The sequence below is a fragment of the Azospirillum sp. UFLA03-27 genome (genome assembly GCF_059803775.1).
This window is the reverse complement of record NZ_JAUQTX010000164.1, coordinates 1-15,874: the sequence shown is the minus strand read 5'-3', so window position 1 is coordinate 15,874 and position 15,874 is coordinate 1. Positions and strand designations below refer to the sequence as shown.

General features: G+C 68.6%; 16 protein-coding genes and 1 pseudogene. 8 read left to right on the top strand and 9 right to left on the bottom strand.

The genetic code is table 11. The features are described 5' to 3' along the window. Nucleotides 1-26 precede the first annotated feature (26 nt). Together Q4I23_RS21780 and Q4I23_RS21775 are read left to right on the top strand one after the other, a co-directional pair. Nucleotides 27-824, top strand: coding sequence for a divergent polysaccharide deacetylase family protein (locus Q4I23_RS21780; protein ID WP_498527589.1), 798 nt, complete (start codon nucleotides 27-29; stop codon nucleotides 822-824). A 27-nt stretch (nucleotides 825-851) separates the two neighbouring features. Further along, on the top strand, nucleotides 852-1,055 hold the full coding sequence (locus Q4I23_RS21775; protein ID WP_498527588.1) for a heavy-metal-associated domain-containing protein: 204 nt from the start codon (nucleotides 852-854) through the stop codon (nucleotides 1,053-1,055). Nucleotides 1,056-1,094: 39 nt separating this feature from the next. Here Q4I23_RS21775 and Q4I23_RS21770 read toward each other — a convergent pair whose 3' ends face one another. The 4 genes from Q4I23_RS21770 to Q4I23_RS21755 form a co-directional block, all read right to left on the bottom strand. Continuing rightward, nucleotides 1,095-1,787, bottom strand: coding sequence for a T3SS effector IpaJ family cysteine protease (locus Q4I23_RS21770; protein ID WP_498527587.1), 693 nt, complete (start codon nucleotides 1,785-1,787; stop codon nucleotides 1,095-1,097). A 229-nt stretch (nucleotides 1,788-2,016) separates the two neighbouring features. Beyond that, nucleotides 2,017-2,820: a hypothetical protein gene (locus tag Q4I23_RS21765; RefSeq protein ID WP_498527586.1), complete on the bottom strand. Its 804-nt coding sequence runs from the start codon at nucleotides 2,818-2,820 to the stop codon at nucleotides 2,017-2,019. A gap of 7 nt (nucleotides 2,821-2,827) precedes the next feature. Further along, nucleotides 2,828-4,339: an anthranilate synthase component I gene (gene trpE / locus Q4I23_RS21760; protein WP_498527585.1), complete on the bottom strand. Its 1,512-nt coding sequence runs from the start codon at nucleotides 4,337-4,339 to the stop codon at nucleotides 2,828-2,830. A gap of 37 nt (nucleotides 4,340-4,376) precedes the next feature. Next, on the bottom strand, nucleotides 4,377-6,263 hold the full coding sequence (locus Q4I23_RS21755; RefSeq protein WP_498527584.1) for a SurA N-terminal domain-containing protein: 1,887 nt from the start codon (nucleotides 6,261-6,263) through the stop codon (nucleotides 4,377-4,379). A gap of 216 nt (nucleotides 6,264-6,479) precedes the next feature. Here Q4I23_RS21755 and tpiA point away from each other — a divergent pair, with 216 nt between their 5' ends. From tpiA to Q4I23_RS21730, 5 genes are all read left to right on the top strand, one after another. Next, on the top strand, nucleotides 6,480-7,235 hold the full coding sequence (gene tpiA / locus Q4I23_RS21750; protein WP_109138483.1) for a triose-phosphate isomerase: 756 nt from the start codon (nucleotides 6,480-6,482) through the stop codon (nucleotides 7,233-7,235). Nucleotides 7,236-7,363: 128 nt separating this feature from the next. Then, complete coding sequence (pyrG, locus tag Q4I23_RS21745) at nucleotides 7,364-9,388, top strand: CTP synthase (protein ID WP_498527583.1); 2,025 nt, start codon at nucleotides 7,364-7,366, stop codon at nucleotides 9,386-9,388. 174 nt (nucleotides 9,389-9,562) lie between these two features. Beyond that, entirely contained in the window at nucleotides 9,563-10,261 is a 699-nt protein-coding gene (locus Q4I23_RS21740; RefSeq protein ID WP_498527582.1) for a dienelactone hydrolase family protein, read from the top strand. Nucleotides 10,262-10,363: 102 nt separating this feature from the next. Next, the gene (kdsA, locus tag Q4I23_RS21735) at nucleotides 10,364-11,191 is read left to right on the top strand and encodes a 3-deoxy-8-phosphooctulonate synthase (RefSeq protein ID WP_498527581.1); all 828 of its coding nucleotides are present in this window, start codon (nucleotides 10,364-10,366) and stop codon (nucleotides 11,189-11,191) included. Nucleotides 11,192-11,297: 106 nt separating this feature from the next. Then, complete coding sequence (locus Q4I23_RS21730; RefSeq protein WP_498527580.1) at nucleotides 11,298-11,735, top strand: ComEA family DNA-binding protein; 438 nt, start codon at nucleotides 11,298-11,300, stop codon at nucleotides 11,733-11,735. A 117-nt stretch (nucleotides 11,736-11,852) separates the two neighbouring features. Here Q4I23_RS21730 and pqqE read toward each other — a convergent pair whose 3' ends face one another. From pqqE to pqqA, 5 genes are all read right to left on the bottom strand, one after another. Beyond that, complete coding sequence (gene pqqE, locus Q4I23_RS21725) at nucleotides 11,853-12,959, bottom strand: pyrroloquinoline quinone biosynthesis protein PqqE (RefSeq protein ID WP_498527579.1); 1,107 nt, start codon at nucleotides 12,957-12,959, stop codon at nucleotides 11,853-11,855. After that, entirely contained in the window at nucleotides 12,956-13,246 is a 291-nt protein-coding gene (locus Q4I23_RS21720) for a PqqD family peptide modification chaperone (RefSeq protein WP_498527578.1), read from the bottom strand. Before Q4I23_RS21720 ends, pqqE begins: the two co-directional genes overlap by 4 nt. Nucleotides 13,247-13,254: 8 nt before the next feature. Next, the gene (pqqC, locus tag Q4I23_RS21715) at nucleotides 13,255-14,031 is read right to left on the bottom strand and encodes a pyrroloquinoline-quinone synthase PqqC (RefSeq protein ID WP_454018772.1); all 777 of its coding nucleotides are present in this window, start codon (nucleotides 14,029-14,031) and stop codon (nucleotides 13,255-13,257) included. Next, nucleotides 14,028-14,957: a pyrroloquinoline quinone biosynthesis protein PqqB gene (gene pqqB / locus Q4I23_RS21710; protein WP_498527577.1), complete on the bottom strand. Its 930-nt coding sequence runs from the start codon at nucleotides 14,955-14,957 to the stop codon at nucleotides 14,028-14,030. Before pqqB ends, pqqC begins: the two co-directional genes overlap by 4 nt. Before the next feature lie 69 nt (nucleotides 14,958-15,026). Then, nucleotides 15,027-15,107, bottom strand: coding sequence for a pyrroloquinoline quinone precursor peptide PqqA (gene pqqA, locus Q4I23_RS21705; protein WP_014240199.1), 81 nt, complete (start codon nucleotides 15,105-15,107; stop codon nucleotides 15,027-15,029). Between the two features lie 324 nt (nucleotides 15,108-15,431). Between pqqA and eno the strand changes: the two are divergent. After that, nucleotides 15,432-15,874, top strand: a pseudogene (eno, locus tag Q4I23_RS21700) (phosphopyruvate hydratase); the annotation flags it as partial.

The window sequence follows — 15,874 nt, the reverse complement described above, 5'->3', positions numbered from 1 at the left end:
GCGTATAATCGTCGGCAGCGTCAGATGTGTATAAGAGACAGGTGGTGGCGATGCTGCCTCCTCCCGTCGCCCCGCTGGAACCGCCCAAGGTGGCCCCCGGCTCGCCGCTGTGGAAGAAGAACGCGCTGCCCTTCCGCGCCCCGCCGGGCAAGCCGGCCATCGCCATCGTCATCGACGACATGGGTGTGGACCGCAAGCGTTCGAACCGCACGGTGTCGCTGCCGGCGCCGCTGACGCTGGCGTGGCTGCCTTACGCCCACGAGCTGCCGGCCCAGGCCCGCGCCGCCCGCGCCGCCGGGCACGAGCTGATGCTGCATCTCCCCATGGAGCCCAGCGGCTCCGCCGATCCGGGACCGCAGGCGCTGCGCGTGTCGCTCGACAAGGGGGAGATCCTGCGCCGGACCAAGGCGGCGCTGGACAGCTTCGATGGCTATGTCGGGGTGAACAACCACATGGGCAGCCGTTTTACCGCCGATTCCGCGGCCATGGCGCCCGTGCTGGGGGAGATCTCGCGGCGCGGCCTGTTGTGGCTGGACAGCCGGACTACCGCGAAGAGCGCCGGCCTGACCCTCGCGCGGGAACTTCAGATGCCTTTCGCCGGGCGCGACATCTTCCTGGACAACGAGATGACCGTGCCGGCGGTGCGCAGCCAGCTCGCCAAGACGGAGCAGGTGGCGCGCCGGCAGGGCTACGCCATCGCCATCGGCCACCCGCACGATGCGACAATCGACGCACTGGCCTCCTGGATGCCGGAGGTGCAGAAACGCGGCTTCGTCCTGGTTCCGGTCAGCGCCGTCGTGCGCGCCCACCACACCGGCGGGTGACCGCCGGTCCCGCTTGAGGAGAGTTCCATGGCTGACACCTACAAGGTCGGCGGCATGACCTGCGGCGGCTGCGCCCGCTCCGTCACCAACGCCATCGGCAAGCTGGCGCCGGGGGCCGCCGTGACGGTGGACCTCGACGCCGGCACCGTGGCCGTGGAGGGGGGAGTCGCCCCGGAGACGGTAAGGAGGGCCGTGGAGGGCGCCGGTTTCGATTTCGGCGGCCAAGCCTGAGGAGGCGTCAGGCGCATTCAGCCGGGCCGGTCAAAGAACCTATTTCAGGACGATCCAGATCCCGGTGAAGGTGTAGCCCCCGCCGGTCATCGTTCCATCGGAGGCGATGGTCCAGGCATTGATGGTCGCGTCGCCGGGATCGTAGAAGCCGTTCGTTCCACGCGTCAGCCAATGCATGCTTTTGCCCTGAATCACGCAGAGCAGGTGCACTTCATCGGAATTCGGAGCGGCGTAGTCCACACCGTTGAGTACGCCGTTGCCCCCTTCGCCGTTGACCGTGGCGCTCAGCATGCAGCGGCGCACCTCGTCATCGAAATCCTGGAGAAGAAGACTGGCCATCGTCTGGCAGGTGGATGCCCTTGTGTTGGCATCCTTGATGATGTTGACGGTGACGGTCAGCCCGAACTGCTTGGCGACGTAGGCAAGAGCGGACGGCGAATTCTGCAGATTGGGGCCGTCCTCGTAGGCGACGCTCATCGACCCCAAAGAGCCGGCGATGTCGAGATCGCCTGTGATCTTGTAGATCTTGCCCGCAAGAGCATGACCGACCTCGTTTCCATTGATGGTGACCGGGGGCGTCAGCATTCTCGTTCTGGGCGTGCTATGGCACAGCGTAATGGGATAATTGACGCTTGCCACGGACGGAAGGGCGATCAGCGCGGCCGTCAGTGCATAGGCGCCGCAAGCATTGCTTTCGCCGGGTTGCGCGAAATTGAAGGCGATGTTGGGCATCGGACTGGTCCTTTGTCGACTCGAACTCTGCTTCCAGGACGGCCCGGCGCGGATCGTCGTGAAATGCCATCCGCCGATGGCTTGAGCGTCATCGGCGACCAAGTTCCGCGGATCAAAGGTGCTGGGGGGATGGTGCGCGCCATCACAAGGGGCGGCGCGGTCGCCGAGACGGACCCGCCTTGGCAGCGGTGAGGAAGTCCGTGGAGGGAACCGGACTCGATTTCCGCGATCAGGCCGTCTGTGGACGGCGCAGGCGCCAGACCAGAAGGACGCCGGCCCAGGACAGCGACACCACCAGGGCGACGCTCAGCGCCACGGTGCGCCCGGCGGGTTCGGCCAGCAGATGGGCGGTGGTCAGCGCCAAGGCGAGGCCGGGGTTGGTCAGCAGCGCGCTGCGCATCGCCGCGGCGACCACGCCGCCGCCCATGCGGCCGTGCAGGATCACCGTCAGGCTGGTCAGGGCGATGGGGAACACGGCGGCGATTCCGGTGGCCGCCGGGCCGATGCTGTGGCTGAGCGTGGTCACCGTCGCAACCAGAAGGCCGACGAGACCGGCGCGGGCCGGGATGTCGTACCAGCGCGATCGCGCCCTCCGGACCACCTTGTCCGCCGGAATCGGGGCGGAGACCACCCAGGCGGCGATCCCGTAGCAGGCCAGCGTCAGCAGCAGCGCCAGCGGCAGCGTCCACACGACGGCGGAGCGCAGAGTGGACGCCATGGCGATCCAGAAGACGGAACTGGCGATGACCGTCGCCGGCATGCTCCAGAGCGGGGCGATCCGCACCAGAAGCGCCAGATAGAGGACGATCGTCGCGTTCCCGACCATTCCCGACAGGGCGGCGTCGGCGACGAAGCCGTCGCCATGCTCCATCGCGAGCATCACGAAGGCCGGTCCGGTCGAGACGGGCAGGGCGGTGATCATGCCGCCGTAGAAGGGGCCGGCCTTCTCCGCCGCCAGCGAGGCGGCGACGACGACCAGGGCCGCCGCCACGATCTTGATGATCAATGGCAGCAGCAGCGCATCGAGGGGCATTCGGTCCTTACCGGGCGGAGGTCTCGCGGACGGTTTCCTCCGCGGCGCGGATCAGGGCCATCGACTTGTTGACGGTCTCCTGATACTCGGCCTCCGGATCGCTGTCGGCGACCACGCCGCCGCCGGCCTGCACATACATCATGCCGTCCTTCAGAACGGCGGTGCGCAGCGCGATGCAGGTGTCCATGGCGCCCGACGCGCCGAAATAACCCACGCAGCCGGCGTAGACGCCGCGGCGGGCCTTCTCCAGCTCGTCGATGATCTGCATGGCGCGGACCTTCGGTGCGCCCGACACGGTGCCGGCCGGGAAGCCGGCGATCAGGGCGTCCAGCGCGTCGTGCTTCGGGTCGAGGTCGCCCTCGACGTTGGAGACGATGTGCATGACGTGGCTGTACAGCTCCACGATCATCTTCTGCGTCACCTTGACGGTACCGGTGCGCGCCACGCGGCCCACGTCGTTGCGGCCGAGGTCGAGCAGCATCAGATGCTCGGCCAACTCCTTGGGGTCGCTCAGCAGGTCCTCGGCCAGCGCCTGGTCCTCCGCCGCCGTGGCGCCGCGCTTGCGGGTGCCGGCGATGGGGCGGACGGTCACCTTGCCGTCGCGCACGCGCACCAGGATCTCCGGGCTGGAGCCGACGACCGACAGCTCGCCGAAGTCGCAGTGGAACAGGAAGGGCGACGGGTTCAGACGGCGCAGCGTGCGGTACAGCGCCAGCGGCGACGGCTTGAAGGGGAAGCGGATGCGCTGGGACGGCACGACCTGGAAGATGTCGCCAGCCCGGATGTACTCCTTCGCCCGCTCCACGATCGCGTGATACTCCTCGCGCGTCGTGTTGGAGGTCCAGGCGAGCGGCAGCCCGTCCTTGGTCCGCGGCTCCCGCCGGTAGGGCAGGGGGCGCTCCAGGTCGGCCACCGCGTCCATCAGACGCTCGCGGGCGTCGCCGTAGGCGGCGGTGCCATCGACGCCCGGCTTCGGCCACACCGGAGTGACCAGCGTCACCGAATCGGTGTGGCTGTCGAAGATGGCGACGATGCTCGGCCGCGACAGGATGGCGTCAGGGATGCCCAGCTCGTCGGGATTGTCGTCCGGCAGCCGCTCCATCAGCCGGACCATGTCGTAGGTCAGGTAGCCGAACAGGCCCGCGGCCATCGGCGGCACCGCGTCCGGCAGGTCGATGCGGCTCTCGTTGATGAGGGCGCGCAGCGACTCCAGCGGGGCGGTGTCGATGGGCTCGTAGGCGTTGCGGTCGTGCAGGGCGTTGCGGTTGACCTCCGCCCGGTCGCGGCGGCAACGCCACACCAGATCGGGTTTGAAGCCGATCACCGAGTAGCGGTCGCGCCGCGATCCCGCCCCGCGCTCCGCCGATTCGAAGAGGAAGCCGAAGGGGCGCCCGTCGGCCAGCTTCATGTAGGCGGAGACCGGGGTCTCCAGATCGCTGACCAGCGTGGTCCACACCACCTGCGGCTTGCCGGCCTCATAAGCGGTGTGGAAGGCGGCGGATTCCGGCTGAACCTTCACGGGACGGGCCTCGGCTGAGTGGGGCGATTGAGTGTGGTTAGTTGCCGCTGGCGAAGAACTGGTCGATGCGGTTGCGGTGAACCTCGACCGGGTAGCTGTTGCGCAGCGCGTTGCCGAATTGGGCCATGATGTCGCTTTCCAGCCCCTGGGCGACGGTGCTCTCCACGGTCGCCAGCGTGGTGTCGGCCGCCGCCGGGTCCGCCGGGATGATCTCCTTCAGGCGGGCGACGACCTGGCTGTCGGCGGTGGCGCCGGTCACCGTCTCGCCGGACTTCACCTCGAACAGCTTGCGCACCAGTTCGCCCGGCAGCCCCTCGACCGAACGGGCGTCGCGGGTGAAGGGCGTGGTCATGGCGAAGCTGGCGCCGGACTGGCTGGCGACGTCCTGCGCTGCGGCCTCCGAGCCCTGCTTCAGCTTGGCGGCGATGTCCTGGGCCTTCTCGGCGGCCAGCTTGGCGCGCTTGTCGTCCTGCCAGCCGGCCACGGCCTGATCGCGCACCTCGGCCAGCGGCTTGGCCGCGGCCGGCGTCACGCCGTCGACACGCACGGCGTAGAAGACGTTGTTGGGGGCTTCGGTCAGGTTCGAGGTGGCGCCGGAAGCGAGCTGGAAGGCGGTCTGCACCATGGCGGCGAAGTTCGGGCGGCCGGGGGCTGCGTCCTTGCCGTCCGGCGCCTTGCCGCTGCTGTCCACCGCGGCGATCTTGGCGATGGGCAGCGACTGGGCCTGGGCGACCTCCTCCAGCGGGGCGCCGCTGGCGAGCTGGTCCTCGACCCGGTTGGCGATGGAGTAGAGCGAATCCATCGCCTTCTCCTTGCGCAACTCGGCCAGGAGCTGGTCGCGGGCCTCCTCGAAGCTCTTGGTGGCGCCCGGCTGGATGGCGGTGACCGTCAGGACGTGCCAGCCCAACCCGCTGCGCACCGCGTCGCTGACCGCACCCTGGGCCAGCGCGAAGGCGGCGTCGCCGATCTCCGGCAGCTCGTTGCGGGTGACGTTGTCGAGCGTGATGACGTCGGTCCCGGCGTCCTTGGCGGCGACGGTCAGTCCCTTGGTCTTGGCGGCCTCGGCGATCTGCTTCGCCTTCGCCTCGTCGTCGGCCAGGACCATCCCCACGGTGCGCCGCTCCGGCGTGCCGAGTTCGTCGGCGCGCTCGTCATAAGCGGCGCGCAGCTCGTTGTCGGGGATCTGGATGTCCTTGGCGATCTCGTCGGCGGAGAGCTGGGCGATGCTCAGCGCGCGGTATTCCGGCGCGGTGAAGCGGACCTGATGATCCTCGTAATAACGGGTCAGCTCAGCCTCGTCGGGCACGCCGACGTCGCCGATGGCGGCGTTGGGCAGGGTGACCACCTCGGCCACGCGGCGCTCTCCGCGGAAGCGGTAGAGGTCCTGGACCAGCGGCTTCGGCGGGGTCACCCCTGCGCCGACCGCACCGGCCACCAGCTCGCGCGCGGTCTCGCGGCGCAGCAGGGCGACGTAGCCGTCCTCGGTCAGCTGGTTGTTGCGCAGAACGCTGCGGAACTGGGCCGGGTCGAACTGGTTCTGCGCGTTGCGGAAGGCCGGCTCCTCGGCGATGCGCTGGCGCACCACGTCCGGGCCGACCGAGATCCCGGCATCGCGCGCCGCCTGATCGTAGAGCGCGCGCTGCACCAGCGCCGACAGCGACTGGTCGAGCAGGCCGAACTGGCGCGCCTGCTCCGTCGTCAGGTTGCCGCCCACCATCGGGCGCAGCCGTTCCATCTGGCGACGGAACTCCTGATCCAGCTCCGCCCGGTCGATCTCCACCTTGCCGACGGAGGCGACGGTGCTGGAAATCCCGCCTGTGCGGATCATGTCGCCGATGCCCCAGGCCGCGAAGCTGACGATGAGGAGCACGAACAGGATCTTGACGACCCACGAACCGGCGTAAGTGCGGATGAACTGAAGCATGGGACCCGAGGTGAGTGCGCAAAGGACGGCCCTGCGGCCGGGGCGGCATCATAGGCACCCCGCGAAAGCCCGGCAACACCCCATTTCCCCCGCGATTCCCCATCGGAAAGAACCCGTTGGACGGGTGGAAATGCCACGCACTCCTTGCTAGACAGGGGGCGCACTTTGAAAACGAACACCCGCACCAACAAACGAGAGCCGGAGGACGTAAACGCCATGGCCGCACGCCGCAAACTGATTGCCGGGAACTGGAAAATGAACGGGCTGAAGGCCGACGGGCTCGACCTCGCCTCGGACCTCGCCGGGCGCCTGACGGGGGCCGGGACGGTTGCCTTCGACATGCTGGTGTGCCCGCCCTTCCCGCTGCTGTTCCCGGTGGGCGACGCCATTTCCGGCAGCCCACTGGCGCTGGGCGCGCAGGACTGCCACGCCAAGACCTCCGGCGCGCACACCGGCGACGTCAGCCCGGCCATGCTGACCGACGCCGGCTGCCGCTACGTCATCCTCGGCCATTCGGAGCGCCGCGCCGACCACGCCGAATCCGACGCGCAGGTCGCCGCCAAGGCGGCGGCGGCCCACAAGGCGGGCCTGATCGCCATCATCTGCGTCGGCGAGACGGAGGCCCAGCGCGACGCCGGGCAGGCGAACAGCGTCGTCGCCAGCCAGCTCAAGGGTTCGATCCCGGAGGGCGCCACCGCAGCGAACACCGTCATCGCCTACGAGCCGGTCTGGGCCATCGGCACCGGCAAGACCGCGACCCCCGACGACGTCAAGGCGATGCACGCCCACATCCGGGCGGAGCTGGCCGGCAAGACCGCCGATCCCGACGCGGTGCGCGTCCTCTACGGCGGCTCTGTCAAGCCGGGCAACGCCGCGGAACTGATGGCGGTGGAGAATGTGGACGGCGCGCTGGTCGGCGGCGCCGCGCTGAAGGCGGACGATTTCTGGGCCATCGCCACCAGTTGCCGCTAGCATATCGCGCAGGACCGCGTTAAAAACAGTGGGCGCGCGCCACGGGCCCTTGCCAAGGTCCGTGGCGCGCTGTTGGTTTGGGCGGTCCCTGCGGATCGCTCCGGGAAGGGATCAAGGGAACGGGTTGCATGGAATCGGTGCTTCTGGTCATTCACCTGCTGATCGCCCTGGCGCTCGTCGGGGTCATCCTGATCCAGCGTTCGGAAGGCGGCGGTCTCGGCATCGGCGGCGGCAATATGGGGGGCATGATGTCCACCCGCGGCACCGCCAATCTGCTGACGCGGACCACCGGCATCCTGGCGGGCTGCTTCATGGCGACCAGCCTGGTCCTGGCGGTCCTGGCGGGTGCGCACCGGGCGCCGACCTCGATCATCGACACGATGCCGGCCCAGCCGGCCGGGTCCGACGTGAGGCGGCCTCCCCCGAAGCCGCCTCTTTCTTTTGAGGATCGTCGATCTGGGCAGCGCCCGGGGGACGGTCCGAATTCGGGGAACGGATCAGGCTCTGAAGGTCTTCGGACGGACATGACTCGCTACATCTTCATCACCGGTGGCGTCGTTTCCTCGCTGGGCAAAGGTCTGGCGTCGGCGGCGCTTGGGGCGCTTCTCCAGGCGCGCGGCTACAAGGTGCGGCTGCGCAAGCTGGACCCGTACCTGAACGTGGACCCCGGCACGATGAGCCCGTACCAGCACGGCGAGGTCTATGTGACCGACGACGGCGCTGAGACCGACCTCGACCTCGGCCATTACGAGCGCTTCACCGGCGTGGCCGCGCGCCGTGGCGACAACATCACCACGGGCCGCATCTATTCGAACGTGATCGCCAAGGAGCGCCGCGGCGATTATCTGGGCGCGACCGTGCAGGTGATTCCGCACGTCACGGACCAGATCAAGGACTTCATCGGCGCCGACACGACCGACGAGGACTTCATCCTCTGCGAGATCGGCGGCACGGTGGGCGACATCGAGTCGACCCCCTTCCTGGAAGCCATCCGCCAGTTCGGCAACGAGGTCGGTCCGGAGAACGCCCTGTTCATCCACCTGACCCTGCTGCCCTACATCCCGACGGCGGGCGAGCTGAAGACCAAGCCGACCCAGCATTCCGTGAAGGAGTTGCTGGGAATGGGCATCCAGGCCAACATCCTGCTCTGCCGCGCCGACCGTCCGATCCCGGAGAACGAGCGCAAGAAGATCGCGCTGTTCTGCAACATCCGGCCGGAGCGCGTGATCGCCGCCCTGGATGTCGATTCGATCTATCAGGTGCCGGTCAGCTACCACGAGGAAGGCTTCGACACCCAGGTGCTGGCCTATTTCGGCCTGCCGACCGAGGGCAAGCCGGACCTGTCGCGCTGGACCAGCATCGTCGAGCGCGTGCGCAAGCCGCAGGGTGAGGTGACCATCGCCGTCGTCGGCAAGTACACCAGCCTGCTCGACAGCTACAAGTCGCTGGCCGAGGCGCTGACCCACGGCGGCATCGCCAACAACGTGAAGGTCAAGCTCGACTGGATCGACTCGGAGATCTTCGAGGACGACAGCGCCGTGCAGCGGCTGGAGAACGTCCACGGCATCCTGGTGCCGGGCGGCTTCGGCTCGCGCGGCACGGAAGGTAAGATCCGCGCCGCCCAGTTCGCCCGCGAGCGCAAGGTGCCCTATTTCGGCATCTGCTTCGGCATGCAGATGGCGGTGATCGAATCGGCCCGCAACATGGCCGGGATCGTCGACGCCGGCTCGACCGAGCTGGGCAAGCCCGGCAACCCGGTGGTCGGCCTGATGACCGAGTGGATGCGTGGCAACAGCCTGGAGAAGCGCACGGAAGGCACCGATCTCGGCGGCACCATGCGTCTCGGCACCTACCCGGCGAAGCTGGTCCCCGGCAGCAAGGTCGCGGAGGTCTACGGCACCACCGACATCACCGAGCGGCACCGTCACCGCTACGAGGTGAACGTCTATTACAAGGACCGGCTGGAGAAGGTCGGCCTGCTGTTCTCCGGCCTGTCGCCGGACGGCGAGCTGCCCGAGATCGTCGAGATCCCGGACCATCCCTGGTTCATCGGCGTGCAGTTCCATCCGGAGCTGAAGTCCAAGCCCTTCGACCCGCACCCGCTCTTCACCTCCTTCATCAAGGCGGCGATCGAGCAGAGCCGGCTGGTGTGATGTGACCATACGGGGGAGGGCATTCCTCCCCCGCGTGTTCCGGTTCCGGGTTTCCGGTGGGTATAGTGGAAGCGGCGGCCGAGCCAACGGCCGCCGCTTTTGCGTTACGGGCCGAGGAAAACCGAGAGGCCCCCAGAGAACCAACGGTAAAAAACCAAGGGAAGGGACACAACCATGACCGACATCAGCATCCCCGCCGGCGACGGCGGCAGCTTTTCCGCCTATGTGGCCAAGCCGGCGGGCGGCGGGCCGGCCCCCGGACTCGTCGTCATCCAGGAAATCTTCGGGGTCAACAAGGTCATGCGCGACCTGTGCGACGGCTTCGCCGCCCAGGGCTGGCTGGCCGTCTGCCCGGACCTGTTCTGGCGGCAGGAGCCGGGCGTGCAGATCACCGACAAGACCCAGGAGGAGTGGAACCGCGCCTTCGCCCTGATGAACGGCATGGACCAGGACAAGGCGGTGGACGACCTGAAGGCCACGCTGGCGTGGCTGCGCCGGAATACGGACTGCACCGGCAAGGCCGGGTCGGTGGGCTACTGCCTGGGCGGCCGGCTCGCCTTCATGATGGCGGCGCGTTCCGATTCCGATGCAAACGTCAGCTATTACGGCGTCGGTCTGGACGGTCTGACCGGCGAGGCGGCGAGCATCGCCAAGCCGCTGCTGATGCACATCGCTGAGAAGGACCAGTTCGTCCCGGCGGAGGCGCGGGACAAGGTGCTGGCCGCGGTGAAGGACAACCCGAACGTCACCGCCCACGTCTATCCGGGTGTGGACCACGCCTTCGCCCGCGCGGGCGGCGCCCATTTCGATGCGCAGGCGACGGAGCTGGCCAACGGACGTACGGCAGCCTTCTTCAAGCAGCATCTGGGTTGACTCCATTCCGGTTGACCGGGGTTGCCGATATCTGGGAAGGAAGGAGCAGCGCGAGGGGGCCTCAGCATGCGTCCCCTCGCATTGCTTTTTGGAGAGCATGGGATGACCACCGCCAAGACCGTCCAGATCGGCAACCTGACCATCGCCAACGACCGGCCCTTCACCCTGATCGCCGGCCCGTGTCAGATGGAAAGCCGCGACCACGCGCTGGAGACGGCGGCGGCGCTGGTGGAGATGACCGGCGCGCTGGGCATCGGGCTGATCTACAAATCGTCCTTCGACAAGGCCAACCGCACCTCCATCAGCACGGCGCGCGGCCTCGGCATGGACAAGGCGCTGCCGATCTTCGCGGAGATCAAGGAGCGGTTCGGCTGCCCGGTGATCACCGACGTGCACGAGGCCGACCAGTGCGCCGCGGTGGCCGAGGTGATGGACGTCCTCCAGATCCCCGCCTTCCTCTGCCGCCAGACCGACCTGTTGATCGCCGCGGCGAAGACGGGCCGGGCGGTCAACGTGAAGAAGGGCCAGTTCCTCGCCCCCTGGGACATGAAGAACGTCGCGGCGAAGCTGGTGGCGTCGGGCAACGAGAAGGTGCTGCTGTGCGAGCGCGGCGCCAGCTTCGGCTACAACACGCTGGTGTCGGACATGCGGTCCCTGCCGATCATGGCGGAGACCGGCTTCCCGGTGGTTTTCGACGCCACCCACTCCGTGCAGCAGCCGGGCGGGCAAGGCACCACCTCCGGCGGCCAGCGCGAGTTCGTTCCGGTGCTGGCCCGCGCCGCCATCGCCGTGGGCGTCGCCGCCGTCTTCATGGAGACCCATGAAAATCCGGACTGTGCGCCCAGCGACGGCCCGAACATGGTCCCGCTGAAGGACATGCCGGCCCTGCTGGCGCGCCTCCAGGCCTTCGACCGTCTGGCGAAGGCCTGACGAAAGGACAGGTTTGGGAACGGCTTGCCGGTCCTGGCGTTGCCCAGGCACCACGGGCGCCGCGCTTACGGTGGAGCGCCCGCGGATAAAGCCATGGAGCAACGCCATGAAGCCGATCCGCCTGTGCGCCATCGCCGCTTTCGCCAGCGTCGGCGCGATGATCGCCGGTCCCGCCCTCGCGCAATCGACCGCGCCGTCCGCAACGCCTTCGACCACGCCCATGCCGCAGGCCAAGCCGGCCATGCCGCCGGGCCACAGCGGCACCACCACCGCGCCGCCGATGGGCAGCGGGTCGTCATCGTCGACGGCGAAGGCCAAGGTCATCGACCTCAACACCGCCGGCAAGGACGAGCTTCAGACCTTGCCGGGAATCGGCGAGGCGCGGTCCGAGGCGATCGTGAAGAACCGCCCCTACCGTTCCAAGGACGAGCTGGTCAGCAAGAAGATCGTCCCGCAGAACGTCTACGACGACATCAAGGGCCGCATCGCCGCGGTCGGCGGCTCAAAGACCAGCGCGTCGGCGACGACCGCTCCGAAGAAGTGAGCCTAAATTCCCTCTCCCCTCCGCTCACGCGCAAACGAAGTTTGCGCTGACGCGACAGGCGGACCTTTGGTCCGCCGAAAGCGGGGAGAGGGCTACGATGGCTTTACAGGGATGGTTTTACAGGCTGAAGCTCCGGTAGGTGATCGGCGCCTCGGCCGTGCCGCCGTCCGTCCCTGTGATGTCCGCCAGCCGGCCGTGATGCTCGGACAGGTCGCACACCGGGTCGGTGTTGTCGGCGCTTCCGGTCAGCGCCAGCGCCTGACAGCGGCAACCGCCCCAGTCGATCTCCTTCTGGTCGCAGCTCCGGCAGGGTTGCGGCATCCACTCGGTGCCGCGGTAGCGCTGGAAGGCGGCGGAGTTGGCCCAGATGTCGGCCAGGGGGCGCTCTGTCACCCGGTCGAACGTCATGCCGGGGATCGTCTCGGCGGCGTGGCAGGGCAGAACCGAGCCGCTGGGCGTTACGTTCAGGAATTTGCGGCCCCAGCCCCCCATGCAGGCCTTGGGGCGCTTGGCGTAATAGTCGGGCACCACGTAATCGACGACCAGCCGGCCCTTCAACTCCGGCAGGCGGGCGCGCACCCGCTCGTCCATTCGGACCAGTTGCTCGCGGGTCGGCATCAGGGCGGCGCGGTTCTTCAGCGCCCAGCCGTAATACTGGACGTTGGCGATCTCGATCCGGCCGGCCTTCAGCTCCAGCGCCATGTCGAAGAAGTCGTCCACCCGGTCGATGTTGTGGCGCTGCACGATGGCGTTGACGGTCAGCGCCATGCCGGCGTCGGTGACCGCGCGCGCCACCTCCAGCTTCTTCGGTTGGCCGCCGGGGAAGCCGCTGATCAGTTCGGCCTTGGCCGGCACTGTGTCCTGGAAGCCGATCTGCACATGTTGGAGCCCGGCGTCGCGCAGCCGCTCCAGCCGCGCCCGGTCGAGCAGCACCGCCGAGGTGATGAGGTTGGCGTAGAGCCCGGCCGCGGTGGCGTGGGCGATCAGCGCCTCCAGGTCCTTGCGCGCCGTCGGCTCGCCGCCGGAGAAATGCACTTGGATGATGCCGAGTTCCGCCGCCTCGTCGAGCACGCGGCACCAGGCGGCGGTGTCCAGCTCGCGGCTGGCCGGGTCGAGGGCCAGCGGGTTGGAGCAGTAGGCGCAGCGCAGCGGGCAGCGGTGCGTCAGTTCCGCCAGCAGGGCCAGCGGCGGTTCGAGTCCGGTCGTGGCGCCACAGAAGGTCATCGGGTCAGGAACCCCTTCGTGATCATGTCGCCCAACACTTCCAACACATCCGCGGCGATCTCCTCCCGCGGTGCGTCGAATTGTGCGGCCAGCGTCGCGATGGCCGCGCCCACCGTCACCGGAGGTTGGGTCCCCGGAGACTGTGCAGTGACGGCCCGCACCACCTCCAGCGCCACCTCGTCCAGGATCAGCACGCGCTCCGGCCCCAGAAGCTGCCAGTGGCCGCGCACCCGGTCCTGGCGGAGCATGACGCCCGGAGCCAGCCGAACCCGGTCCTCCTCGCTCACGCCGTCTGTCATCGCGCGTAGACCGGCGGTTCCATGTCGTCCGGCACGAAGGCGCCGGGCGGGATCAGGCCGGGCGACACATAGGCGTGGTGCAGCGCGTCCAGCTGCGCCCAGAGAAGCTCCGCCTTGTGGCGCAGCGCGGCGATCACCTGCTGCTGCTGCTCCAGCGTACGGGCGTTGTCGAGCACGTATTCGAGCCCGAACTCGACGTCGCGCGGCGCCTCGTCCAGCCGCTTGCGGAAGTAGGACAGGGTGGCGTCGTTGGCGAAGGCGTAATAGGCCTCGAACCCGGCGATGCGCTCGCGGTGGATGGCCGGGGCGAACAGCTCGGTCAGGGACGAGGCGACGGCCTCCAGCGTTGATTTGCTCGACACGAAATTGACGTAGGAATCGACGGCGTAGCGGGTCGCCGGCAGGATGCCCCTCAGCGAGGTGACGTAGTCGCGGTCCAGCCCCAGCCCGTCGGTCAGACGCAGCCAGCGCTCGATCCCGCCGACCTTGCCCTCCTCGCGCTGGCGGCTCTCGCCGAAGCCGTCATGGTCGAGCACGCGCTGGATCCAGATGCGGCGCAGCGCCGGATCGTCCATCCGCGCCATCAGGGCCAGATCCTTCTTCGGGATGCAGACCTGATAGTAGAAGCGGTTCAGCGCCCAGGCCTGGACCTGCCCGCGCTTCAGCTTCCCGCCGTGCAGCAGTTTGTGGAAGGGGTGGAGGTCGTGGTACTGGCGCTCGCCGATGGCGCGCAGCTCGCGTTCCAGGTCCTCGCGCGACAGCGCTGACGTCATAGCGTGAACTCCATCCCGTCGTGGGCGATCTCCCAACCTTCGGCTGTGGCGGCGGCCCGTTCGGGCGAGTCGTCCAGCAGGGCCGGGTTGGTGTTGTTGATGTGGACGAAGACCTTGCGCTGCACGCCCAGCCCCGCGAAGGCGGCGATGGAGCCGTCCGGGCCGGACATCGCCATGTGGCCCATGCGCTGGCCGGTCTTGCTGCCGGTGCCGGCGCGGATCATCTCGTCGTCGGTCCAGGTGGTGCCGTCGAACAGCACCAGCGGCGCCCCGCGCAGCCGGTCGGCCAGCCAGCCCGGCATCGCCGAGCAGCCGGGGATGTAGAAGAATTCCCCGTCGCCGTTGCGGTCGCGGATGCGCAGAGCCACCGTGTCCTCCGCCACCGAGCCGAAGCCGGCGGCGGACGGGTCCTCCAGATAGAGCGCGACCTTGCCGGGCACGGCGAAGGCTTCGATCTCGAAGGGGAAGGGGGTTCCGGCGGCGTCGGCGGGAACCCAGGGCCGGTCCAGCGCCATGGCGCGGCGCGGCGCAAGCTCCGGGTTGACCACGCGGAAGACGGCGTTCGCCTCCAGCACGCGGTGCACCCGGTCGGTGGCGTAGACGGCCAGCGGCTGGGATTCGCGCAGCGTCAGCAGGCCCGCCACATGGTCGATGTCGGCGTTGGTCAGCACCGCCGCGGCGATGGGGCTGTGCCGCACGGCGGTCCGCGGGTGCAGCGCCGGGTTGGCAAGGATCTGCTGGCCGATGTCCGGCGAGGCGTTCAGCAGCAGCCAGCGCCCGTCGCCACCGCTGACGGCGAGCGATGACTGGGTGCGCGGGCGGGCCGCCGGGTCGCCGGAGCGGGCGCGGCGACAGCCCGCGCAGTTGCAGTTCCACTGGGGAAAACCGCCGCCCGCGGCGGAGCCAAGGACGAGGATCGTCAGCATGGGGTGCCTTTCCTAATCAAGGCGGCCCGAATCAGGCGGCGGTCGTCACGCACGGGAACCGGCCGGCGCTCAGAGACGGGCGCAGGCGTAGGCGTTGATTTCGGTGCCGACGGCGATTTCGACGATCTGGGGCTTGCGCCAGGTCTTCATGGTTGGGTCCTCCGCGCTTGGATTGGCCTTGGGGTGATTCCCAGGGGCTGTTGCCGCCCGCCGCGGGCGGCCCCGCTAGCGAACGTTAGAACGCTACGGGTACCGGACAAGGTGGTCTATGCGACTTTGGATGCAGGTGCGCTGCACAACCGGATAGGGGTGCTCCGCCATCCGGGTGTCCTTCCGCGAGCCTTTGCGCCCCAGCGGCCTTGCATCCCCCCGCACGCAGGGCTATCAAGCCCGCGCGCTTCTTTTTCGCCTGGAAAGATCATCCGCCTGGAAAGATCATCCAGTGGACGCGCGCAACGCGGAGGAAGGACAAACATGAGCGCCATCACCGAAATCCACGCCCGCGAGATCCTCGACAGCCGTGGGAACCCGACCGTCGAGGTGGACGTCCTGCTCGAATCCGGCGCCTTCGGCCGCGCCGCCGTTCCGTCGGGCGCCTCGACCGGCGCGCACGAGGCGGTGGAGCTGCGCGACGGCGACAAGTCCCGCTACGGCGGCAAGGGCGTGCTGAAGGCCGTGGAGTCGGTCAACGGCGAGATCTTCGACGCCATCGCCGGCCTCGACGGCTCCAACCAGCGTGCCCTCGACCTCGCCATGATCGAGCTGGACGGCACCCCCAACAAGGGCCGGCTCGGCGCCAACGCCATCCTCGGCGTCTCGCTCGCCGTCGCCAAGGCGTCCGCGGAAGAGGCCGCGCTGCCGCTGTTCCGCTACGTCGGCGGCGCCTTCGCCAACCTGCTGCCGGTGCCGATGATGAA

Coding starts and splice junctions, on each gene's coding strand:
- pqqE (WP_498527579.1), bottom strand. CDS start 12,959: ATGACCTTCTGTGGCGCCACGACCGGACTCGAACCGCCGCTGGCCCTG.
- pqqB (WP_498527577.1), bottom strand. CDS start 14,957: ATGCTGACGATCCTCGTCCTTGGCTCCGCCGCGGGCGGCGGTTTTCCC.
- Q4I23_RS21755 (WP_498527584.1), bottom strand. CDS start 6,263: ATGCTTCAGTTCATCCGCACTTACGCCGGTTCGTGGGTCGTCAAGATC.
- Q4I23_RS21770 (WP_498527587.1), bottom strand. CDS start 1,787: ATGCCCAACATCGCCTTCAATTTCGCGCAACCCGGCGAAAGCAATGCT.
- pqqA (WP_014240199.1), bottom strand. CDS start 15,107: ATGAAGACCTGGCGCAAGCCCCAGATCGTCGAAATCGCCGTCGGCACC.
- pyrG (WP_498527583.1), top strand. CDS start 7,364: ATGGAATCGGTGCTTCTGGTCATTCACCTGCTGATCGCCCTGGCGCTC.
- Q4I23_RS21775 (WP_498527588.1), top strand. CDS start 852: ATGGCTGACACCTACAAGGTCGGCGGCATGACCTGCGGCGGCTGCGCC.
- Q4I23_RS21765 (WP_498527586.1), bottom strand. CDS start 2,820: ATGCCCCTCGATGCGCTGCTGCTGCCATTGATCATCAAGATCGTGGCG.
- tpiA (WP_109138483.1), top strand. CDS start 6,480: ATGGCCGCACGCCGCAAACTGATTGCCGGGAACTGGAAAATGAACGGG.
- Q4I23_RS21740 (WP_498527582.1), top strand. CDS start 9,563: ATGACCGACATCAGCATCCCCGCCGGCGACGGCGGCAGCTTTTCCGCC.
- kdsA (WP_498527581.1), top strand. CDS start 10,364: ATGACCACCGCCAAGACCGTCCAGATCGGCAACCTGACCATCGCCAAC.
- Q4I23_RS21730 (WP_498527580.1), top strand. CDS start 11,298: ATGAAGCCGATCCGCCTGTGCGCCATCGCCGCTTTCGCCAGCGTCGGC.
- pqqC (WP_454018772.1), bottom strand. CDS start 14,031: ATGACGTCAGCGCTGTCGCGCGAGGACCTGGAACGCGAGCTGCGCGCC.